This is a genomic window from Plantactinospora sp. ZYX-F-223, assembly GCF_039649625.1.
GTDB lineage: Bacteria > Actinomycetota > Actinomycetes > Mycobacteriales > Micromonosporaceae > Plantactinospora.
In genome coordinates this window covers 248,629-269,970 of the sequence record NZ_JBDJAV010000004.1, presented here as the reverse complement: position 1 = coordinate 269,970, position 21,342 = coordinate 248,629, and the positions used below count along the sequence as shown (strand labels likewise).

The 21,342-nt window shown below is 70.0% G+C and carries 19 protein-coding genes and 1 pseudogene; 11 read left to right on the top strand and 9 right to left on the bottom strand.

Going from position 1 to position 21,342, the window contains the following annotated elements; genetic code table 11:
• Positions 1–26: 26 nt before the first annotated feature.
• The 4 genes and pseudogenes from AAH979_RS06230 to AAH979_RS06215 form a co-directional block, all read right to left on the bottom strand.
• Entirely contained in the window at positions 27–665 is a 639-nt protein-coding gene (locus tag AAH979_RS06230) for a TetR/AcrR family transcriptional regulator (protein WP_346257063.1), read from the bottom strand.
• A 42-nt stretch (positions 666–707) separates the two neighbouring features.
• On the bottom strand, positions 708–1,544 hold the full coding sequence (locus AAH979_RS06225; protein ID WP_346257062.1) for a class I SAM-dependent methyltransferase: 837 nt from the start codon (positions 1,542–1,544) through the stop codon (positions 708–710).
• 138 nt (positions 1,545–1,682) lie between these two features.
• Positions 1,683–1,890: pseudogene (locus AAH979_RS06220) on the bottom strand (methyltransferase type 11); the annotation flags it as partial.
• A gap of 122 nt (positions 1,891–2,012) precedes the next feature.
• A complete protein-coding gene (locus AAH979_RS06215) occupies positions 2,013–2,774 on the bottom strand; it encodes a methyltransferase domain-containing protein (protein ID WP_346257061.1) in 762 nt (253 codons plus the stop codon).
• A 79-nt stretch (positions 2,775–2,853) separates the two neighbouring features.
• Here AAH979_RS06215 and AAH979_RS06210 point away from each other — a divergent pair, with 79 nt between their 5' ends.
• On the top strand, positions 2,854–3,270 hold the full coding sequence (locus tag AAH979_RS06210) for a MerR family transcriptional regulator (RefSeq protein ID WP_346257060.1): 417 nt from the start codon (positions 2,854–2,856) through the stop codon (positions 3,268–3,270).
• Between the two features lie 124 nt (positions 3,271–3,394).
• Here AAH979_RS06210 and AAH979_RS06205 read toward each other — a convergent pair whose 3' ends face one another.
• The 5 genes from AAH979_RS06205 to AAH979_RS06185 all read right to left on the bottom strand — a co-directional run bounded on the left by AAH979_RS06205 (position 3,395) and on the right by AAH979_RS06185 (position 7,578).
• Positions 3,395–3,883: a hypothetical protein gene (locus tag AAH979_RS06205; RefSeq protein ID WP_346257059.1), complete on the bottom strand. Its 489-nt coding sequence runs from the start codon at positions 3,881–3,883 to the stop codon at positions 3,395–3,397.
• 79 nt (positions 3,884–3,962) lie between these two features.
• Positions 3,963–4,448, bottom strand: a complete 486-nt coding sequence (locus AAH979_RS06200; RefSeq protein WP_346257058.1) for a hypothetical protein — start codon at positions 4,446–4,448, stop codon at positions 3,963–3,965.
• Positions 4,415–4,816: a hypothetical protein gene (locus AAH979_RS06195; RefSeq protein WP_346257057.1), complete on the bottom strand. Its 402-nt coding sequence runs from the start codon at positions 4,814–4,816 to the stop codon at positions 4,415–4,417. Before AAH979_RS06195 ends, AAH979_RS06200 begins: the two co-directional genes overlap by 34 nt.
• Before the next feature lie 311 nt (positions 4,817–5,127).
• Entirely contained in the window at positions 5,128–6,414 is a 1,287-nt protein-coding gene (locus tag AAH979_RS06190) for an epoxide hydrolase family protein (protein ID WP_346257056.1), read from the bottom strand.
• Between the two features lie 189 nt (positions 6,415–6,603).
• Positions 6,604–7,578, bottom strand: a complete 975-nt coding sequence (locus AAH979_RS06185; protein ID WP_346257055.1) for a DUF5937 family protein — start codon at positions 7,576–7,578, stop codon at positions 6,604–6,606.
• 407 nt (positions 7,579–7,985) lie between these two features.
• On the opposite strand from AAH979_RS06185, the gene AAH979_RS06180 reads away from it, so the two are divergent.
• From AAH979_RS06180 to AAH979_RS06135, 10 genes are all read left to right on the top strand, one after another.
• A complete protein-coding gene (locus AAH979_RS06180) occupies positions 7,986–8,999 on the top strand; it encodes an alcohol dehydrogenase catalytic domain-containing protein (RefSeq protein ID WP_346257054.1) in 1,014 nt (337 codons plus the stop codon).
• A gap of 548 nt (positions 9,000–9,547) precedes the next feature.
• Positions 9,548–9,868, top strand: a complete 321-nt coding sequence (locus AAH979_RS06175; RefSeq protein ID WP_346257053.1) for a hypothetical protein — start codon at positions 9,548–9,550, stop codon at positions 9,866–9,868.
• Between the two features lie 293 nt (positions 9,869–10,161).
• Entirely contained in the window at positions 10,162–10,653 is a 492-nt protein-coding gene (locus AAH979_RS06170; protein ID WP_346257052.1) for a hypothetical protein, read from the top strand.
• Positions 10,641–11,678 carry a phosphate ABC transporter permease subunit PstC gene (pstC, locus tag AAH979_RS06165; RefSeq protein WP_346257051.1) on the top strand — a complete coding sequence of 346 codons (1,038 nt, stop codon included), beginning with the start codon at positions 10,641–10,643 and terminating at the stop codon, positions 11,676–11,678. Before AAH979_RS06170 ends, pstC begins: the two co-directional genes overlap by 13 nt.
• A gap of 44 nt (positions 11,679–11,722) precedes the next feature.
• Positions 11,723–13,162, top strand: coding sequence for a phosphate ABC transporter permease PstA (gene pstA, locus AAH979_RS06160; RefSeq protein ID WP_346257050.1), 1,440 nt, complete (start codon positions 11,723–11,725; stop codon positions 13,160–13,162).
• Positions 13,155–14,807, top strand: coding sequence for a phosphate ABC transporter substrate-binding protein PstS (pstS, locus tag AAH979_RS06155; RefSeq protein WP_346257049.1), 1,653 nt, complete (start codon positions 13,155–13,157; stop codon positions 14,805–14,807). Before pstA ends, pstS begins: the two co-directional genes overlap by 8 nt.
• Positions 14,804–17,386, top strand: coding sequence for a hypothetical protein (locus tag AAH979_RS06150; protein ID WP_346257048.1), 2,583 nt, complete (start codon positions 14,804–14,806; stop codon positions 17,384–17,386). Before pstS ends, AAH979_RS06150 begins: the two co-directional genes overlap by 4 nt.
• Positions 17,387–17,676: 290 nt before the next feature.
• Positions 17,677–18,621, top strand: a complete 945-nt coding sequence (locus tag AAH979_RS06145) for a hypothetical protein (RefSeq protein ID WP_346257047.1) — start codon at positions 17,677–17,679, stop codon at positions 18,619–18,621.
• Positions 18,622–18,947: 326 nt separating this feature from the next.
• Positions 18,948–20,060, top strand: coding sequence for a hypothetical protein (locus AAH979_RS06140; protein WP_346257046.1), 1,113 nt, complete (start codon positions 18,948–18,950; stop codon positions 20,058–20,060).
• A gap of 515 nt (positions 20,061–20,575) precedes the next feature.
• Positions 20,576–21,325, top strand: coding sequence for an Ig-like domain-containing protein (locus tag AAH979_RS06135; protein WP_346257045.1), 750 nt, complete (start codon positions 20,576–20,578; stop codon positions 21,323–21,325).
• The last annotated feature ends 17 nt before the right edge of the window (positions 21,326–21,342 follow it).

Here is a 21,342-nt window from a genome sequence, read left to right as displayed (position 1 = left end):
GCGAACCGCCTCGTCCGGGTTGGACTTCAGGGCGGTCCGGGGGTGCTTTCTCCTTGCCCGATTCCGGTGAGCACGGTGCTGACGATGGATCCGACCGAAGGTGGCTCCGCGACTGTCGCCTGGTACTGGAACAACGCGGGTAGCACTGTCTCGTGACAGACGCCCACGATCATTGCAGCGGCGGCGTCGAGCTGGGCGTCCGCGGCGAGCCGGCCCAGGTCTCTCTCCGCGTGCAGGTAACGGGCCAGCCGGTCGCGCCAGTCCTCGCCATGCCCGTCCAGCTCCGCGAACTTGGTGAGGACCGTGGGCTGGGCGAGCAACCCGGCGAACGCGGGCAGCATCGCCCGGTGCAGCGCCAGGCCGTAGCCGAGGTAGGCGCGCAGATTGGCTTCGACGGTGTTGGTACCGGGTTCGGGGAGGTCACCCAGCTCTCGTTCGACGGTGCGGACATGCGCGCGTAGGGCGTTTGCCAGTAACTCCTCCTTGTCGGCGAAGTAGTTGTAGAGCACACCGTCGGCGACACCCGCCTGCCGAGCGATCGCCCGCACGGTGAGTCCCGCCGTACCCTGTGCGGAGATCATGCGTTCGGTGATGGCGATCAGATGCTCACGTAGGCTTCGCCCGTCGTCGGCGTGGCGCAGTGCTGCCGCGTTTCTCGGTGACATCCGGCCTCATCGTGGTCAGTGAACCAATCGGGCAGGAGAAGGTTACGGGGCGGCGGCGGTGACCAGCCACGCCGTGCCGCGCAGCCGGACGGCCTCGGGCTGGGCGAAGGTGCCCAGCGCGGTGGTGAGCGCGTCCCGAGCGTGCGCCGCGGCTTCGGGGTCGACCTGCGTCATGTGGTACCTGACCGGTCCCCAGCCGGTGAGGAACTCGACCGCGTCGGGGACATCCCGACCCCAGATCTGGTCCGCTTCGACGCGCGTGCAGGTGATCTCCTGGAATCCGGCGTCAGCCAGCAGGCGGCGGATCCGCGCGGGATCGGCCAACGACGTGGGTCCGCTGCCATCCGCGCCGGTCGGGCGCGGCAGGTACGGGGCCATCGCGTCGAACACGGTGCCCAGGTCGGTGCCGGTGAGTTCGGTCAGGGACACGAACCCGAGCCGGCCCGCCCGGCGCAGCGCGCGACGGATGTTGGCGAAGGCGGCGACGGGGTCGGCGAAGAACATCACGCCGAACCGGCTGACCGCGACGTCGAAGGCGCCCTCCTGGAACGGGTGGACCTGCACGTCACCCTGCTCGAAGGTGACGTTGGGAACAGCCTCGGCCGCCGCGCGGGCCCGCGCCCTGGCGAGCATCGGAGCTGACAGGTCGACACCGGTTGCGTACCCGTGCGGGGCTCGACCGGCCGCCAGCCGGGTCAGTTGACCGTTCCCGCAGCCGATGTCGAGTATCCGATCTCGCTCGCCGATCCCGGCCGCCTCGAGCAGGTACTCGTTGAAGCCGCTGTTCACCGCGTCATAGCGGTCGTCGTGGGCGGCCCATTGCTCGCCCTCGTAGCCGTTCCACGCCTGCGCCTGGGCGGTGTTGACGATGCCTGACACCGGTACCTCCCCGTCATCGACATGAACACACGTTCATGAACATGCGTTCAGAATGGTTCATCAGGGAGCACACGTCAACCCGGGGCGACAATTTTGACGGCCAGGGGTGGATCGCTCGACCCGGAGGACGGCCAGGGCCTACTTCTCTCGGCGTGCTGCGGCGCGGTAGAAGACGACGCCGCCGAGCCGGCTCCTCCCGCGGCCGTTTTCCGCGACACCGGTCAGGCCGGCATCGGTCAGCGCGGCCAGCACCCGCTCGGGAAGACTGCTCGCCATACGCGGATCGCGGTGGGCCCGGCCCGGACGGCGTGCCGTCGACGTCCACCACGTGCAGTTCACCACCGGGACCGTGCCCCAGCCCTGGTGGACATCGCCATGGTCGCGCACCCGTCGGTCACCCTGCTTCTCGACGTGAACGAGGGAGAATGCCTCGGCGGCGGGGAGGTAGCGCCCCGGGCGGGTGGGTGCTCAGCGGGTGGCGGAAGCCAGGAACATCGGGACGGCGACCAGCAGCCGTCCGTCCCGAGCCCGGCGGGTCTGCTCGTCGATCCAGTTCTGGGCCTGGTCGTCGCTGATGGCCCCCGTCTTGCGTGCGGCGGTGGCGTGTCCGGTGAGGATCGGCAGAATCGTGGTGTCGGTGAACACCGTGGTGTGGACCTCGATTTCGACGTTCTGGAAGCCCGCGTCGAGGAGCAGGGTGCGGTAGGCACGGGCGATGCGGGGGTGGGGGAGGGTGTCGGCGCGGGCGTGCACGATGCGGCGGGTCAGGGTGGGCTGGTTGGAGTCGATCACCAGGGTGTCCCAGTCCTGGCCGAGCAGGACGACCCGTCCATCAGGAGCGAGGACCCGGCGGGCCTCGGCCAGCGCGGCCTGCGGGTCAGGCAGGATGTGGTAGACCTTGTCCGCCCGGTACCCGCGCGCCTGCCCGTCGGGCAGCGGCAGGTCGGCGGCGTCCGCGGCGCGTACGTCGATGTCGGGGAACCGGGTGTGGGCGGCGGTCAGCATCGCCGGATCCGGGTCCACGCCGATCGCGGTGGCGCCCTGTCCGGCCAGTTCGGCGACGGCCCGCCCGGTGCCGCAGCCGACATCGACCACGGTCGCGCCCGGCGCCAGCCGCAGCAATTCATAGGTACGCGCGCGCAACTCGGCGGCACCGGGCATGGCGTCGGCGGCGTCGAGTACCCGGATCAGGGTGTCGGTGTCGGTGTAGGCGGTGTGCGTGTCGGCCATGGTCCGAGTGTGCGACTTCAGGTTGACCTGAAGTCAACCCGGCGCCTGTTAAGGTGGACCTGAACTGGGGTGGTGGTGGGTGGAATACACGATCGGGGAGTTGGCGGCCCGGTTCGGGCTGGCCACGCATGTGTTGCGGCACTGGGAGGAGATGGGCCTGCTGTCCCCGGCCCGGCGGGTGGCCGGCCGGCGGGTGTACGGGCCGACGCACGTGACCCGGGTGGCGGAGATCCTGCTGGGCAAGGATGCCGGCTTCAGCCTTGAGCAGTTGCGGGAATTGTTCACCGCCCCGGACCGCGACCGGCGGCGGGAGGTGCTACGCGGTCAACTGGCCCAGGTGCGGGCGCGGATGGCCCGGTTGGCGCTGTCGCAGACGCTGTTGGAGCACGGGTTGCGCTGCCGGCACCCGGACTACCAGTCGTGCCCGCGGTTCCAGGAGATGGTGCTGGCCCGGCTGGACGGGGTGGACCTGGCCGAGGCCCTTGACCACCCCTGACCCCGGTGGCGGCGATCGGGGGAAGCGCCGGTCCTGCCAAGGGAGACGTCTGACACCACCGCATGCGACCAGACCGCCCAGCCCTGACCTTCGAGATCGGCCGCCGCCGGCCACGCACGTGCGGTCAACGGTGCACGATGCCCCAGGTGCGCTCGTCGGGGCCGACCAGGGCAGTCAGGTGGGCCGGAGGGGTCTGCTTCGCAGCCTGCCGGCAGACGTGTTTCGTGCATCGGTGCGCAACCTCGAACGCCTCGACCCCGAGGGGAACGATGCGCAGATCCAGCCGGTACACGATGTCGTCGCCGCCGTGCTCCTCCTCCGCTGAGAGGATCTCGGCGCGTGCTCTGACCCCGGAGGCCCGCAGTTTCTCGGTGGCCTCGGCAGCCTGGCCCGCGGAGAACCACGCAGCGAGCCCGATCACCGCCAGGATCAGGCCGGTCACGACCAGGAGCAGCGTTTGCCACCACGCATCGCTGTTCACGATGAAGACGCCGATCCCGATGAGCGTGCCCCCGAGCGCCGAGGTGGTGACGATCCTCTCCCAGCGAGCCGAGCGTCGAGTAGTCAGGTGCACCTGTGTCCACGGGACCGGCTCACGGTCCGATTCGCTCACCACGACATTCTATGGCTCCTGGCGTTGCTCCATACCGCTACAGATCTTGACTGGTCCGGTCGGGGGCGAGGAGTCGCGGCTACCCGGCCCGGTACCGGGCGATCGACGCGGCGGCGGCCTCGTCGTCCTCGTAGTAGCGGATGAAACGCTCCACGGAGCCGCCGGTCTCCAACATGCTCAGCCCGATGGCCCGGACCTCGCGCGCCATGTCGGGGTCGCCTGGCCCACCGGCGTCGTCCGGGATGTCGAGGATGGCCGCCATCACCGGGGCGACCACTGGATCGTGGTTGCCGGAAACTGCCCGGATCAGGTGGGCGCGTTGTGTCCAGTCGTCCAGCGAGGGGTACGCCTCGACCAGAGCCTTGAGTAGGTTCTCACCGAACGGTTGCCGCAACCGCTCCACCGCGCCGCGGTCGCCGGCGCGGATCGCCGCCAGCAGGGCATGCAGCAGGCTGGCGTCGCTGATGTCGTACTGCCGGGCCTCGACGGTCTCCACCCGGTGCTCCCCATCGACAACGGCCAGTACGGCGGTCAGCTCGAAGTACCACAGCCGGTCGGCGTACATGTCCTGTTCGATCGCCCCGGCGAGATCGCCCCACCCGTGCTCGCGGAGGCGGTCGGCGGCGTGCCGCAGGTAGTCGCGGGTGCCGGCGACACCGTTGTGCCACCCGGAAACTGCCGCCGTGGCAGCGTGTACTCGCCGGCCAGCGCGGTGACCACGAGCAGCCGCGCGCCGTCGTCGTCCGGCACTCGCCAGACCGCGTCGAGCTCGTCGGGTTCGGTCGGCTCGCCGTCCCCGCCCCAGAGCGGTACCGCTCCGGGAAACACCTGTTGCACGTAGCTCCTGGCGCACAGCCGGGCGATCGTCCGGTCCGCCTCCCACACCGTGCGGGCCGCCGCCTCGCGCTCCATCCGCCCTCCAAGCTCAGCCACGGGTCCGGGTATCAGCCCAACACGCTACCGCTGCCGCACTACGGCCGCCGCTACCACGGCGCACACGGTCTGCCGGGGGAAATTGTCCCGGCACCGTCTCCACCAGAGCCGGACAGGAACGACCACAACGCGACGCGATATCTCGGAACAGGCCGTCGCGGGATGCCCCCACCGGACGGCCCGTCGCGGGGGCGGCCCGTCGCGGGGCGGTACGGAAGTGGGCGCCCACCCCGCGACGGTCGTACCCGGTCAGCCGGTCGTCGGCCGACTGCCACCGAGGATGCTCAGCGGCCCGATACCGTGCCTGGTGGTCAACGGATCAGGCGAGCAAACCTCCGCAGCTCCTCGGTGAGGATGTCCGGTTGTTCGAACGCGGCGAAATGGCCGCCACGGGTGACCGTGTTGAAGTAGACGAGCCTGGACTTGTAGACGCGTTCGGCCCAGATTCTCGGAGTTGGGATGATCTCGCGGGGAAAGACCGTGAACCCGACCGGGACCGTGAAGTCGTCGGCCGTGCCGGCGGCCCGCGCGTCCTCCCAATAGATCCGCGCCGAGGAGGCGGCGGTGCCGGGCAGCCAGTACAGCATGATGTCGTCGAGCATCCGGTCGACCCCGAGGACCCGTTCGGGATTGCCGTCGCTGTCGGTCCACTCCATGAACTTCTCGTAGATCCACGCCGCCTGCCCCACCGGAGAGTCGGTCAACGCGTACCCCAGCGTCTGGGGGCGGGTGGACTGCTGGTAGATGAAGCCGGCGCCGTCGTCGAAGAACCGCCGCAGCTTGTCCAGCGCCTCCTGCTCCGGCGGCGTCGGAGGGTCGCTGACCGGGGGCTGGAACACGGGGAAGAAGTTGAGGTGGATCCCGGCGAGTCCGCTGGGCCCGAGCTTGCCGAGTTCATGCGTTACGGAGCCGCCCAGGTCGCCGCCCTGAGCGAGCCAGCGACGGTAGCCGAGCCGGGACATGAGCTCCGCCCAGGCTTTAGCGATCCGCTGGATGTTCCACCCGGTCGTGCTCGGCTTGTCGGAGAACCCGAAGCCCGGTAGGGACGGCACCACGACATGGAACGCGTCCGCGGCACTCCCGCCGAACGCCGTCGGATCGGTCAACGGCCCGATCATGTCGAGGAATTCCACCACCGAACCCGGCCAGCCGTGGGTCAGCACCACCGGTACGGCGCTGGCGTGCCGGGAGCGTACGTGTAGAAAATGGATCCCCAACCCGTCGATCTGGGTGCGGAACTGGCCGAACCCGTTCAGCCGCGCCTCGACCCGACGCCAGTCGTACCGCGTCCGCCAGTGCTCGACCAGGCCGCGTACCCGCTCCAGCGGCACGCCCTGGGACCCGTCGGGAACGGTCTCCCGCTCCGGAAGCCGGGCCGCCGCCAACCGCCGCTGCAGATCGCGCAGCGCGCTGTCCGACACCGACAACCGGAACGGTGTCACCTCGGTGGTGGCCGCCGGCAACGTCGCCCCGGGCTCGGCAGACGCCGGGGATCCCGCTGTACCCACCAGCCCGAGCGGGCCGGCGACGGCGCCGACCGTCGCGGCCGCCCGCAAGGCCGTACGACGGGTCAGGCCACGCGTATCTTCGTTCCGCACGATTCCTGCCTTCCTTGTTCCGGTGATCGGCAAGGGCGACGGCCTGCGGTGACGGTCACCATCGACACCAGATTGCGACTCGACCGGCACCGTAGCGCGTCGGATGCCTGCGTCCGCTCACCGTGGCAGCCCTGCCCGGAGGTCACCAACGATTCGATGGCGCTGGAATCCGGCGCCGCCGCCGACACCTCAGCCGGGATCCGGCCAGCCCTGCTCGAACCCGGGACCACCGCCGGTGACCAGTACGCTGGCCAGCGGCGTACGCCGGTACAACACCCGGCGCCCGGACCGCCACGACGTCACCAGGCCGTTGCGGCGCAGCACCGACAGGTGGAAGCTGACCGACGGTGCGCTCTGACCGAGTTCACGGGCGAGGTCGGTGGTCGATTTCGGCAGCGTGAGACAGCTGAGGATCGCCGCGCGGCTGTGACCCAGCAGCGCACCCAGCGCGTGGTCGTCGTAGTCGGCGTCCCGGGACTCGCCTCCCCACAGCGTGCCGACTCCTCGGCAGGCATAGATGAGGCTCGCCGGTCGGTCGGGGCTCTTGTCCACCACCAGGTTCGGCCACGCGAAGACCGACGGCACCAGCACGAGCCCGTCACCGGCCAGGTCGTGTTCCACCGAGTGTCGGGGCTTGTCGATCCGCAGGATGTCACCCCGCACACTGATCTCCGGGTGCAGGCTCGACAGCAGCGCGTCGACGCCACCGCCGGTCAGCCGGCCGGCTCGGTACGCGACATCGTCCTCCAGCACCGCGCGTAGCTCCCGCCAATGCGGTTCGACCGCCACCGACCAGTACCGCCACAGCTCGTCGGCCAACCGTCGCGCGCCAGCCGCCCCGTCGGCAACCAACGCCTGGGCCGGCGCCGGCATGGGCTTCCGCTCCCACACCGCTGCCAGGTCGGCACGGATTCCCGCCACAGGCGACTCGGCAACCAGCCGCAGCTGGTCGTCGATGGTGCCGGCATCGGTGGCCGCCACGAACAGGAAGTCCGCCACGTACGCGCTCGCCGGCACCACCGCGCCCAACAGCGCCATGTCCACCCCGCGCAGGCCGTCCCGCGTCGCCGCCAGCCAGCCCTGGTGCAGCGGTGCCACCCGCCCCGACGACAGTTGGTACAGGCTCTCGATCACCTCGGCGAGCGGCGAGAACGCAAACCGCATTCTGGCCACGTCAGCCAGACCCATCCGCAGCCGGATCACCCTGCCAGCCTAGGCGTTCCGGACGCTGGACCTTCGCGCGCCGGGTCGCCCGTCCTCGACCACGTACGAGGCGGAGGTGCGGACGCCCGCGCGGGGGCTGGCAGCGTAGGTGGCCGCAGTCGTACCCGGCGAAGTACCGGATGTGTGGGCGCTCAGCCGTGATCAGGGTATTCGACGTCCCGCCCTCCTGCGACCAACCCGCATAGCGCCCTGTCACGACCTGACGCGGTGACGGTCCAGGTGTCTCGGCTGGCCGAGCGGGTAGGCGTGGGCTTCGTGCGTGGGTGGCCGGATCTCCGCTGTGCGCGGCCCCGTCGTCGTGGGAGGGGACATCCGACCGCTTATCCGGACAGGAATGAGGTTTGCCCATGCTTGCGGCCATTGCCACCGCAGTTGGTGAGCCGCTCACAGTCGCCGAACGCCAGGTACCCGAACCCGGACAGGGCGAGGTCGTAGTCAGGATCACCGCGTGCGGGATCTGCTACACGGACCTGGACCTGCTCCAGGGCCACTGGCCCATCGCCCGTTTCCCGGTCGTCCCCGGCCACGAGATCACCGGCGTGGTGGCCGCTACCGGCCCCGGGGTGTCGTGGCCGGAGGTCGGCACGTCCGTGGGCGCCCAGTTCCTCGGCGACTCCTGCCGGCACTGCGACTACTGCGTGCGCGGCGAGCAGATCCTCTGCCCCCGCAAGCGCATCACGGGCATCGTGATGGACGGCGGTTATGCCGAGTACGCGGTGCTGAAGGCCGACTTCGTGACCCCGCTGCCGGAGGGGCTCGACCCGGTCGCCGCGGCCCCGCTGATGTGCGCGGGCCTGACCGCCTTCAACAGCCTGCGGCAGGGCGGGATCACCGCCACCTCGCGCGTCGCGGTCATCGGCACCGGGGGTGTCGGCGCGCTGGCGACCCGCTACGCCGTCGCCATGGGAGCCCGCGTGGCCGTCATCGGCCGGTCGAACCGGGGCGAAGCGGCGGCGAGGGAGATGGGCGCCGAGCAGTTCATCGCCACCCAGGAGACCGACCCGGCCGAGGCCCTCAGGGCCTGGGACGGCTGCGGTGCGAACCTCGTCCTCAACGCCACGCCGTCCACCTCGGCGGCCGCGGCGACGCTCGCCGGTCTGGCGCCCGACGGCTGGCTCGTGCTCTGCGGGTACGACCCGGAGCCGCTGACCCTGCCCACCCAGACGATGGTCCTCAACCGGCTGCACGTCATGGCCAATCCGTCCGGCTCCCCGCACGACCTCCGCGACACCCTCGCGTTCTCGGCGGCGCACAACATCCTGCCCGAGATCACCCCGATCGGGCTGCGCGACGCCGACACGGTGCTCGACAACATGGCCAAGGGTCATTCCGGCAAGCGGTCCGTGATCACCTTCGACTGACCGCCACCCGTGCGCGCATGGCTGGGTTCCCGTGCGGCACGGCTCGGTGATACTGTTGACTCAGTCAACTAAATGACTGAGGTGGGCAACGTTATGTCGCTTCTCCTGCTTCTGCTGTTCCTGCTCGGGCTCGGACTGGCCTCGGCGGCCGGTCTGACGGTGGACAGTCGGGACGGGGCGGACTGGCGTCCGAGCTGCGCCGGGCTCCGTCAGCCGCCGGGTCGCCGCTCGTTGTCCGCAGGACGGTGACCTCGCCCGGGGCATCCGAGCGCCCCGACGGCCTCGCGACGGCCGGCCGACCGCGTCGTGCCCGGGTGACGACGGAGGCCCTCGTCGCCACCGTGCTCTCGGCGGCCGGGGCTACGCCCTGCGGCCGTGCTGGCCGCCACAAGCTGCCTGCTCTTAACCCGCCCCATGTCCGGCGTGCGTGTCGGCGTGCGCCGATCGCCACTGGGTATGCCTAACGTTTACACCCTGTGACGATCGATAATGCCGAGTACGGGCCGGCTGGACGAGGGCGCCGGATGCCGGGGCGATGCCGTTGGCGGGTGGGGTTGATCGTGCTGCTGGGCGCAGCCGTGGTCGGCGTGCCCGGGTACGCGACCGCGGCACCGAGCCCCGGACCGGGCGATGTCGGCCTGGGCGTCAGGGTCGAGGTCGCGCCCTCCGGCAGTCCGAGTCCCACGGTCGGCCCGAGTCCCACGGCGAGCCCGGGCCCGACGGAGACCCGTACCCCGCCTGGTGGGTCCGGCGGAGATCTGCCGCGTACCGGTTGGTCGCTGGTGTCGTTGATCGCAGGCGGCGCGTTCCTGCTGGCGATCGGGATCGGGCTGCGGTTCCTGGCCCGTCGCCGGTCGGCGGTTCCGTGAGCCGGAATTCGGTCTGCGGTGAATCATCGGAATGAGTGGCAAGTCGGCTACCGGCGCGTTATCGAGCCAATGCAGAATACGTCCTATTTCGTGACTCCAGGTGAACTGATGTTTACCCCGTGCACGTCTGGCGTGAGCATTCGGCTCTGCAGTGCGTCATTGGTCGTGCACAACATGATCGCGGTGGTTGCCGATCGGGGCCATTCAAATGGGCGTGTCAAGCCCCACGGGAGGATCCGGTGCACCAGCCGAGCTTCGTCTTCCTGGCCATGTCCGCAGGGTCGGGTACCCGGGTGGACGAGGCTGCCGAGGAGGTCATCTGGATGCTCGTCTCGCCCAACAACCGAAAGCTCGGTCGTGGCGAGGTGGGCTACCGGACGTACGTGGAATGCTGGGCGGCCGTCAAGCGGTTGCGCGAGCAGCATCATCGGGCGAGTGCGCTGGCCCTGACCGACGAGTTCACCGGCCAGTGGGCGTGGCGGCTGGAACTGGACGGCGAGACGGTCGCCATTTCCAGCCGGTCCTACCTGCGGGCCAGGGAATGCAACTACAACCTGGAACGATTTCTCGCCGCGATTCCGCTGGCCGAAATCGTGGAGGGCACCCGCCTGGTGCGCAGGGGACGCCGCGTGGTGTCGCGGGGTGACCAGCCGGCCGGGCACGCCGCGCCGCCCGCCGTCCTGCCCTGGGTGGATGACGGCCAAGGTGATCTGCGGCGGCCGCTGGGGACCGATGCCGGCCGGCGGACCGGCTCCGAGACGAGGATCCAGCGATGGCCACGGTAGAGGTCTCCCGGACCACGATCCCGGCGCCCGCGGACGGGGCGACGGACCAGCCCCGCCGGGTGCGGGAGCGGCGCGGCGGCGGCGACCTGCTGTTCCGTGGTCTGGCTCGCGGTGGCGGCGTTGTCGTGCTGTGCGTCATGCTGCTCGTCGGCGGCTTCCTGCTCTACCGGGCGCAGGACGCGCTCGGGGTCGCCGGTTGGTCGTTCCTGACCACTCAGGAGTGGGACCCCGACGCGGGCGCCGGGCGGTTCGGGATCGCCGCCGTGCTGACGGGTACCGTGCTGATCGCCCTGGTGGCCATCGTGGTCGCGGTGCCGTTGGCGACGGGTGCGGCGCTCTACATCTCCGAGTACGCGCCGAGGCGGATCAGGCAGACCCTGATCAGCCTGGTCGACCTGATGGCCGCCGTACCGAGTGTCGTGTACGGGCTGTGGGGATTCTTCCTACTCCAGGACAACGTGTTGGGGTTGAGCAACTGGATCGCCACCTATTTCGGGTGGATCCCGATCTTCGACGTCAAGGACTCCGATCCGCGCGATCCGCTCTCGACGATGACGGTCTACACCTCGTCGACATTTATCGCCGGGCTGGTGGTGGGCATGATGATCACACCTATCGTCTGCTCGATCATGCGGGAGGTCTTCTCCCAGGCACCGGCCGGGGAACGGGAGGGCGCGTACGCGCTCGGTGCGACGAAGTGGGGAATGATCCGGGCCGTCGTACTCCCGTTCGGGCGCGGCGGCATGATCGGTGGCACCATGCTCGGGCTGGGCCGTGCGCTCGGCGAGACGATCGCCATCGTCATGATTATTTCTCCGGTCTTCCAGATCCAGCCACGCATTCTGGAGAACGGTGCCAGCTCGGTCGCGGCATTGATCGCTCTGCGCTACGGCGATTCCACCGAGGCCGGCATCTCGGCTCTCTTCGCCGCCGGGCTGGCCCTGTTCGTGATGACCCTGATCGTGAACTTCCTCGCCTCGATGATCATCGCTCGCAGCCGGTCCGGCGCGGCGAGCGAGGTCTGACCGGTGCCGACGATGAGCAGTACGACGAGCAAGGTGCGCCGACGATGAGCCCGAAGCACGCGATCGACGAGCAGACAGAGGCACCGGTCGGACCCGGCCCGGCGGTGCCGGGCGAGACCGGGCCGGCGACCGTCGACCAACCGCCGCGTCCGGTCGATGCGGCGGTACCGGTCGCGCGGGTGCGGTCGGACCGGGGACGGAGCACCACCCTTCCGGTACGTCCCGAGCAGCCGGACGTGGTCGAGGTGCGGCGGATCAGCGCCACGGTGCGGCGTACCGACATCTTCGCGGCGATCGGCGCGGCGGTCGCCGCGCTGAGCGTGACCGCCCTGCTCTACACCCAACTCGCCCCGTTCGACGGCGTACTCGGCTTCGTCGTGATCGCCTACCTCGCCTTCCTCGGCTTCTACGGGCTGCTGGTGTCACTGGACGAGGACGGTCCCGCCGTACGGGACCGGCTGGTCGGCGCCGTGGTGCACAGCCTCGGCTTCCTGGTCCTCGCCGTACTGGCGCTGGTGGTCTTCTACACCTTCGCCGAGGGCTGGCCGCCGTTGACGCACCTCAACTTCCTCACCGAGGACATGTCGATCACCGGCCCCCTCGAACCACTCAGCCAGGGCGGCGCGCTGCACGCGATCGTCGGCACGTTGCAGCAGATCGCCCTGGCCCTGCTGTTCACCGTGCCGCTGGCGGTGATCTGCGCCGTCTTCCTCAGCGAGATCCCGGGGCGGCTGAGCCGGCTGGTCCGGACGATCGCCGAGGCGATGACCGCACTGCCGTCCATCGTGGCCGGTCTGTTCATCTACGCGACCCTGATCCTCGCACTCGGCTACCGCCACTCCAGCTTCGCCACGTCGCTGGCGATCAGCGTGATGATGTTGCCGATCATCATCCGCGCCGCCGACGTCGTGATCCGGCTGGTACCGGGAAACCTGCGGGAGGCCGCGCTGGCGCTGGGCGCCGCACAGTGGCGGACGGTCTGGCACGTGGTGCTCCCGACCGCCCGTTCCGGGCTGACCACGGCGGTGATCCTCGGTACCGCGCGGGGGATCGGCGAGACGTCTCCGGTGCTGCTGACCGCGGGCGGCGCCACCAGTGTCAACCTGAACCCGTTCGACGGCTGGAACAACTCGTTGCCGCTGGTCACCTACTCGCTGACCCGTTCGCCGGAGGAGAGCTTCATCGTCCGGGGCTTCGGCACCGCCGCGACCCTGATGATGCTGGTGCTGCTGCTCTTCGTGCTGGCCCGGCTGGTCGGCGGGCGCGGCCCGGGACAGCTGAGTCGGGGTCAACTGCGGCGCCGGTCCCGGGAGTCGGCTCGGGACGTGACGCGGTACGCCCGCCGCGCCGGTGGCCCCGCCGGTTACCCGGCGGCGCCCGCTCCGGCGCCGCGCCCTGCGACGGCCCCTCCTGCGCCGGCCGGCGCCGACCAGCACGGTGTGCACGCCGTTTCCCCACCCGAGAAGGAGAATCGCGATGGCTGAGACCGCTACCCGGACGCGCCGGGGGGTGGCCCGGCTGCTCACGCTCGCCCTGGTCGCGGCATCGGTGCTGCTGGGCGTGCCGGCCGCCGCCGCCCCTCGGCTCGTCTCGATCACCGGATCCGGCTCGACCTGGAGCCAGAACGCGCTCGACCAGTGGCGGGCCGATGTCCGGCAGAACAACATCACCGTGCACTACAGCGGCGTCGGCTCGACGGCCGGCCGCAACGCCTTCGCCCAGGGCACTGTCGACTTCGCGGTCTCCGAGATCGAGTTCGGCGCGGAGGCGAACGAGGCCGTCCCAGGCCGGAAGTTCGCGTACATGCCGATCGTGGCCGGGGGAACCGCCTTCATGTACAACCTGAAGATCGGCGGCCGGCGGGTGACGAACCTGCGGCTCTCCGGCGACGTGATCGCCAAGATCTTCACCGGGTCGATCGACAAGTGGAACGACCCCGCGATCCGGGCCGACAACCCCGGGCTCAACATGCCGGCCCGGCGGATCGTCCCGGTGGTCCGCTCCGACGGCTCCGGCACCACCGCCCAGTTCGTCAAGTGGATGAACAACCAGTACCCGTCGATCTGGCGTCCCTGGTGCAAGGACAAGGGCCGGACCGAGGCGCAGTGCAACGTGCTGTCGTTCTATCCACCCGGGTTCACCGCACAGGCCGGGTCGAGCCAGATCGCCGGATACGTCGCGGGCAGCAACGCCGAGGGCGCCATCACCTACGTCGAGTACTCGTACGCCAAGGAGAACGGTTTTCCGGTGGTCAAGGTGCTCAACAAGGCTGGTTACTACGTTGAGCCGACGGCCAACAGCGTCGCGGTGGCGCTGACCAAGGCGCAGATCGAGACGAGCAACCCGAACGCCCAGAACTACCTCACGCAGAAACTGGAGGGCGTCTACAACGACCGGGATCGGCGTACGTATCCGCTCTCCTCGTACTCGTACATGATCATCCCGCTCGCGCACGAGAACGGGGTCACCGAGGACAAGGCGTACACGCTCGGGCGGTTCGCCTACTACTTCCTCTGCCAGGGCCAGCAGAAGGTCGACCTGCTCGGTTACTCCCCGCTGCCGATCAACCTGGTGGAGGCGGGCTTCAACCAGGTGAAGCGGATCCCCGGCGTGGTGCAGGAGGCGCGGCCGATCCGTAGCTGCAACAACCCGACGTTCTCCACCGACGGCACCAACACCCTCGCCCGGACCGCCCTCAACCCCCCGGAGTGCGACCGGAAGGGCAACGGCCAGCAGTGCACCGCCGGCACAGGTGGTGCCGCCGGCACTCCCACGGGGAACAGCAACCCCAGTGGTGGCGGCAACCCGACCACCGGCAACCCCGGCGGCCCGGGCAACCCCGGTGGCAGCGGACCGAATGCCACGGCCAACCCGACGGCGAGCCAGTCGGCCGGGCCGGGACTAATCGACCCGGCCACGGGTGAGGTGATCGGCACCGGCGACGGCGGCGGAGGTCAGCAGTTCGTCGCGGGGGTACCGGTCTCGCTGGACGGCGAGGGCGGGTGGCGACTGCGGCACACCATGATGGTGCTCGCCGGCGTCGTACTGCTCGCCCTGGTGATCGGGCCACCGTTGATCTTCCGGCGGTCCGGGGTCACCCGCGCCGGCACCGAGGGGCAGGACCGGTGAGGCGCCGGGCGAGTCACCCGTCGCTGCGGCGGCGCTGGACGGCTGCGGTGGTGGGAGCGCTGGTCGCGCCGACCGCGTTGCTCGCCGTCGGCGGGCTGGACGCCGGGCGGCCGGCGGTGGCGGCCGTACCCGGTGACCGGCTCACCGAGTCGGCCATGACACAGCACGGCCGGCGTGGCCAGTTCGAGGACTTCTCCGACCTCAGCGTCACCGTCTCGCAGACCAGGAATCTCGTCACCCAGGGCATCGAGATCACCTGGACCGGCGGCAGGGCGACCGCGCCGGAGAGCGCCTACGGCACCAGCTACCTACAGATCATGCAGTGCTGGGGACCCGATCCCGACGCCCCGGACTTCCGCGAGACCTGCCAGTTCGGCGGCCTGACGGCCAAGGGGGAGGTCAGCGAGGAACAAGAACTCCAGGTGGGCGTCTCGGCCTCCAGCCGATCCGTCGACTTCAACCTGGACGCCAGCGGGAACCCGGCCGGTCGGGACCCGTCCGACCGCCTGCCGGCCGACGCGCAGGTCATCCCGTTCCGCTCCTCCGACGGCCAACGTACCCGGATGAAGGACTTCCCGCCGGAAGGTGCGCCGGACGACGGCGTCCCCGACATTGAGGACTTCTTCCGGCGGGACGAGACCAACGAGGTGGTGGCCGCTCGGACCGCGTCGGACGGAGTCGGCCGGACCATCTTCGAGGTCCAGCGCGGGTCGGACGCCAAGGGACTCAACTGCGGCGAGGTGGTGGCCGGCTTTCCCGCTGGCCGGCGTTGCTGGTTGGTCGTCGTTCCTCGCGGAGAGCGGGACTTCCACGGCGACGTCTACCAGAGCCCGAGACGGATGAGCGGGTCACCGCTGCTGCCCAGCTATTTCGCCAACCGGATCGTGTTCCCGTTGGAGTTCGAGCCTGTCCGCCCACCGTGCCCGCTCGGCGGCCAGGTCTTCGACACCGTCGGCTCCGAACTGGTGGCGCCGGCCACGGTGAGCTGGCAGGCCAGTCTCTGCACGGGTGGCCGGGCGGCGTTCTCGCACACGGTCACCACGGAGACGACCGCGGACGCGGCCGTCCTCTCCCCGGGCCCCGAGGGCCGAGGGGTCGCCTACGTCGACAAGCCGGTGGTACGCGAGGAGACCGATCCGATGGTCGTGCACGCCCCGATCACCGTGAACGCGGCGGTGGTCGCCTTCCAGATCGAGGCCCGGACGTCGAAGTCGGAGGTCCCGGGCTCGAAACCGGAGGCGCAGCGGATCAACGGCCAGCCGCTGCCGGAACTGAAACTCACCCCGCGACTCTTGGCCAAGCTGCTGACCCAGTCGTACCAGCAGGACGTACCCAACCCGAGCGAGACCTCGGACCTCGCCGGGAATCCGCGGTCCATCCGGGTCGACGAGGAGTTCGTCAGGCTGAATCCGGTATTCGACAGCTTCTTCCCGACGTCGAGGCACTATCCGATCCAGTTGCCCGACGGTGAGTCGGTGCTGGCCCACCGGGTGTGGCAGTGGATCCTGGCGGACGAGGCGGCCCGCAGGTGGCTCTCCAGGGTCCCCGACGAGAACGGAATGCGGGTCAACCCGGCCTACGCGCCGTTGGTGTTCGGTGACGGGCAGGGCCTGCCGCGCTTTCCGAAGGAAGACCCGAGCTGCCGTACCGGGGAGCCGACGAACGGCGTACCGAAGTTCCCGTACTGCATGCCGGGCTTCGCGCCCTGGGCCGAGAGCCTGGAGATCGCCGCGCGGCAGACGCTGCGCAGCGACGCCCGGCAGCGGATCGTCTGGGACGAGACCGCCGGCGGCGTCGACCCGGCGAATCCCCAGGCGCGGCTGGGCGACTACAAGGCGGCACCGCCGCCGCTACCGGGCCGGAAGTTCGGGCTCGGGATCACCGACGCGGCGTCGGCGGCCCGGTACGGGCTGGCCACCGCGAGCCTGTGCGACGCGGAGGGCGAGAACTGCGTCAACGCGGACACCGCCGGCCTGCTGGCCGGGGTCGACGCGATGGAACCCGGTCAGGTCGACGGGGTGTTGCAGCCCGACCCGACCCGGTCCGCGCCCGGCGCCTACCCGCTCACCATGCTGACCTACGCCGCGGCCAACCTCGACCGGGCGGAGCCGGCCCGCCGCGAGTACGCCCGGCTGCTGCGCTACATCGCCACGGACGGGCAGACGGTCGGGTCCAAGCCCGGACAGCTCCCGCCCGGCTACGCACCCCTGCCGCAGCCGCTGCGGGACCAGACCCTCGCGGTGGCCGCCCAACTGGAACTGGCCCGGACCACGTCTCCCTCGCCCACGCCGACCGTCCCCGCCCCGGCGTCCGGGCCGGATCCGGCACCCCCGTCCCTAGCCCCGTCCACTCCGGCGGGCGGGGTGACACCGAGCCCCGGTGCGACCGCGCCGGCCACCCCGACACCTCCGGCCGTCGCCGCACCGGTCGCCGCGACGACGCCGACCCCCGGCGAGCCGGTAGGATGGATGCGGTTCCTGTTGCTCGGCGTCCTCGGGGTCGGGATGGCGAGCGGTATCTCCGGTCCGATCATGTTGATGCTCGGCTATCGCCGTGCGACCGGGACCGGGACGGGATGAATTCCACGGGCACCGGTCGCCGCCTCGAACCATTTGCAACCTGAACCGCGCGGCGTGTGCGACCCGACATCCACCTGCGACCACGACGGACCGCAGGGAGATGGCGAAAAAGATTTCAATATATATGGCAGGCGATTCATTCGGCCTACATGTGTGCGAAATATTGCGCGCCGAAACGTTCCCCCGACGCAGGTATCGCGGCTCCGGTCCGGGGATTGATGCTCCGCTCGGCTCACTCAGAAAGAGCATCGAGCCGAACCTCCTTCTGGAGAAAAGGGAGAACGATGCAGGTGAGGATAATCGCTGCGGCGGTGGGCGCGGCCCTCGTCGCCGCCGTCGGTGTCGCGGCGGGGGCCGGCCCGGCCGCGGCCGACCCGAACCCGGTGACCGACTACCGGACGCTGGCCGGGGTCGGTTCGGACACCACCCAGGACGTGCTCAACGGGCTCGGCGAGGCGATCACCGTCGGCGGTCAGAAGGTGATCGCATCCTGGGACGCGCGTGGCACCGCGACCGTCAAGACCAAGGCCACGGCCTGCGAGCTGGCCCGGCCGAACGGTTCGTCCGCCGGCCGGACCGCGCTGCGGGACTCGGAACTGCCCGGTCGCCCCACCGCCGGCTGTGTCGACTTCGCCCGGTCGTCCAGCAGCACCACCAATGTCCCGGCCGGCACCGGGACGTGGGTTCCGTTCGCAGTGGACGCGGTCACCTTCGCGATCAACCGGAACAGCGATCTGCCGATCAACATGTCGGTGGCGCTGCTACAGAACATCTACAAGTGCGTGATCAGCCACATCGGTGGCCTCCCGATCCAGCCGCTGCTGCTACAGGCCGGCTCCGGCACTCGGCAGTTCTGGAACGGGCAGATGTCCATCACCGACCAGGAGATCGCCCTCGGCGACTACCCGTGCCTGGTGCCGGCGTCGCCGGCGCTGCCGGACGGGACCGGCCTGCCGGAGGTACAGGAGCACGACGCCCGGGTGCTGGACGGGCACACCGACCACATCATGCCGTACTCGATCGCGCAGCACATCGCGCACTTCCCGCTGCGGCGGACGGTGTACAACATCGTCCCGACCGCCGACCTGAACAACGGCGTGATCGACCAGGTCTTCACCGGTTCGGACTCGCTGATCTGCCAGCAGGGCGCCCTCATCCAGCGGTACGGCTTCGGGGTCGCCACCGACTGCGGTTCCGTCGTGCTGCGCGGCAACCCTGTGACCGCCGTTCGCTGAAACTCTCTTCGATCCGATCGTGCTCGTGGCCGGCGTGGCGTCGGTCGCGGGCGCGATTTTTTGCGGGTACCGCCGGGAGCTCCGTGCCGCAGACGCGTCGAGGTGACGGAATTCCCTCGTGACCGGCGTGACGGTCATGTATCTGCCGGCCGATTACTCTCGGTGGTCGAACCGATTCATCTGGCCTTCATGTGGGCGAAGGATTGGGCACGGAACGTTCTTCAAATACCGGTGTCGGGCGTACGGGAATCAGGGGAATGCTGATTGAGACCCATTCGTATAGGGGAATGGGTCGACCTCCGGTCTCTCTGGCGAAAGGGAGAGCAATGCAGGTTAAGTTCCTCGGAAAGGCGGTGGGGACGGCGCTCGCGGCCGCGCTCGCCGTCACGGCGGTGGCCACCCCGGCCTCGGCCGACCCGTTCAGCGGGTTTCCCCCGTTCCCGACCGACGCTGCCGCCTACCGGACCCTGGCGGGCACCGGGTCGGACACCACCCAGGACGTGCTGAACGGCCTGGGTGCGGCGATCGGCGGCGGCACCGTACTCGCGTCCTGGGACGCGCGCGGCACCTCGCCGATCAAGACCAAGGTCGACAACTGCGTGTTCCAGCGGCCGAACGGCTCGACCGAGGGCAACCGCTCGCTGTGGGCCTCGAAGGTGCAGGCCCCGGCGGCGAGCACGATCGAGGACTGCGTCGACTTCGCCCGCTCGTCGAGCAGTACCACCCAGGTCGCCGGTGGCAACGGGACCTGGATCCCGTTCGCCCTGGACGCGGTGACGTACGCGATCAACGAGAACAGCGACCTGCCGACCAACATGTCCCTCTCGCTGTTGCAGAACATCTACAAGTGCGTCACCGGGACGGTCGGCTCGTTCCCGGTCCAGCCGCTGCTGATCCAGCCCGGATCCGGCACCCGGCAGTTCTGGAACCAGCAGATGGGCATCACCGACGCCGAGATCAACGCCGGTGACTACCCCTGCCTGGTGCCGGCGTCGGCGACGGTGCCGGACGGCACCGGGGTCCCGCCGGTGCAGGAGCACGACGGCCGGGAACTGGTCGGCCACAACGACTACGTCATGCCGTTCTCGATCGCCCAGCACATCGCCCAGGGCAACGCCCTGCCGGGTGTCGAGGACCGGCGGGGCCCGTCGCTGCTGGGCAGCATCAACACCGTGTCGCCGTACGCGGCCGGCAGCACCCCGCCGAACGAGGCGTTGAACCCCGCCTTCCCGCTCAACCGGCGGGTGTACAACATCGTCGCCTCCAGCGAGCTGACCGAGGAGTGGATCGACCGGGTCTTCACCGCCGGCGGGAACTTCGGCTCGCTGCTCTGCGACCAGGGCGGGGTGATCACCACCTACGGTTTCGCGACCATCGGCGACTGCGGGTCCACCACGCTGACCGGCAACCTGAACACCGCCGGCTGGCCGCCGGCCTGACACCCGGGGCGTAGTGCCCGGGAGCGCGTCATCGACCGCACTCGCGACCGGCGTTCCGCGCTGGTCGCGAGTGCCATGTCGAACGGACGGAGCACGACATCCATCGAACCGTTTTCCGCCGTCCCTCACAGCCCATCGTGGTCGCAGATGGATGTCGGGGCGCATCCGCCGTGCGGGTCAGGTGGAAAAGCGTTCATCCGGCACCATGTCGCCGACCGGCGGTTCGGGGGTTCCGCCGGACGTCGGATCCTGCTTCGGGTTCATCTGGCCTTCATGATGGCGAAGCATTGAGCACGAAACGTTCGCGAGGCGCGGGTGTCGACGTACCCGGCGGGCAGGGAATGCTGATTGCGGTCCGTTCCGCGGGTGGCGGGTGGGCCGAAACGGCACCTCGTTCCATCGTCTCCACTTCCCCCATTGCGTACCACCATGGCGGCTTCTCCGCCGCCGATCCGATGCCGGGGGCGCGATCCCGGGAACAGCGAACCGTGAACCGCACCGAGAGGAAGTGCTTCGTGAGCAAGGCCAAGTCTCTGTTCGTCCGGACGGCGGTAGCGCTGTCGACCGCCGCGATCGCGACCCTGGCGCTCGTCGGCCCGGCCGGCCCCGCCCAGGCGGAAAGCCCGGTTCTCGGCACCGTTGCGCTGACGCCCACCGGCGGCGGCGTGCACGACAACCCGTTCGTGACGGCGGCCACCACCTCCACGGCCTGCCCGGCCGGCTTCGGTGAGAATGCCGCGCTGAAGGTCGGTCCGCTCGGTGGCCCGTACAGCCCGCTCGCCCGCATCGGCGGACTCGCCGACTACGACCAGGCGCCGTTCAGCCTCGCGGCGAACCGTTCCCTCGCCACCGCCCTCGGCGCAGCCCCGGCGGACGGCACCTACGAGGTGGCCATCTCCTGCTCCGGTACGACCGGGGCAGCCCCGAAGGACTTCTCGACCCTGATCACGGTCACCGGCGACACCTGGGCGGTGAAGGACGCGGCCGCCACCACCACCAGGCTGACCGCCAAGCCCGGTCTGTTCGCCTTCGAGGGCCAGCGGGTGACGCTGACCGCCACGGTGCGGGGCAACGTGACCGGCAGCGTCGAGTTCTTCGCCGGCTCCACCAGCGTCGGCACGGCACCCCTCACCGACGGCAGGGCGGTTCTCGCCACCACCACCCTGCCGACCGGGCTGCTCCAGCTCAGGGCCACCTTCACCCCGGAGGACCCGCGGCTGTTCGCGGCCTCGACGTCGCAGATCTGTTACCTCGTGATCGGTTGATCCGGCGCGCCCGAGGC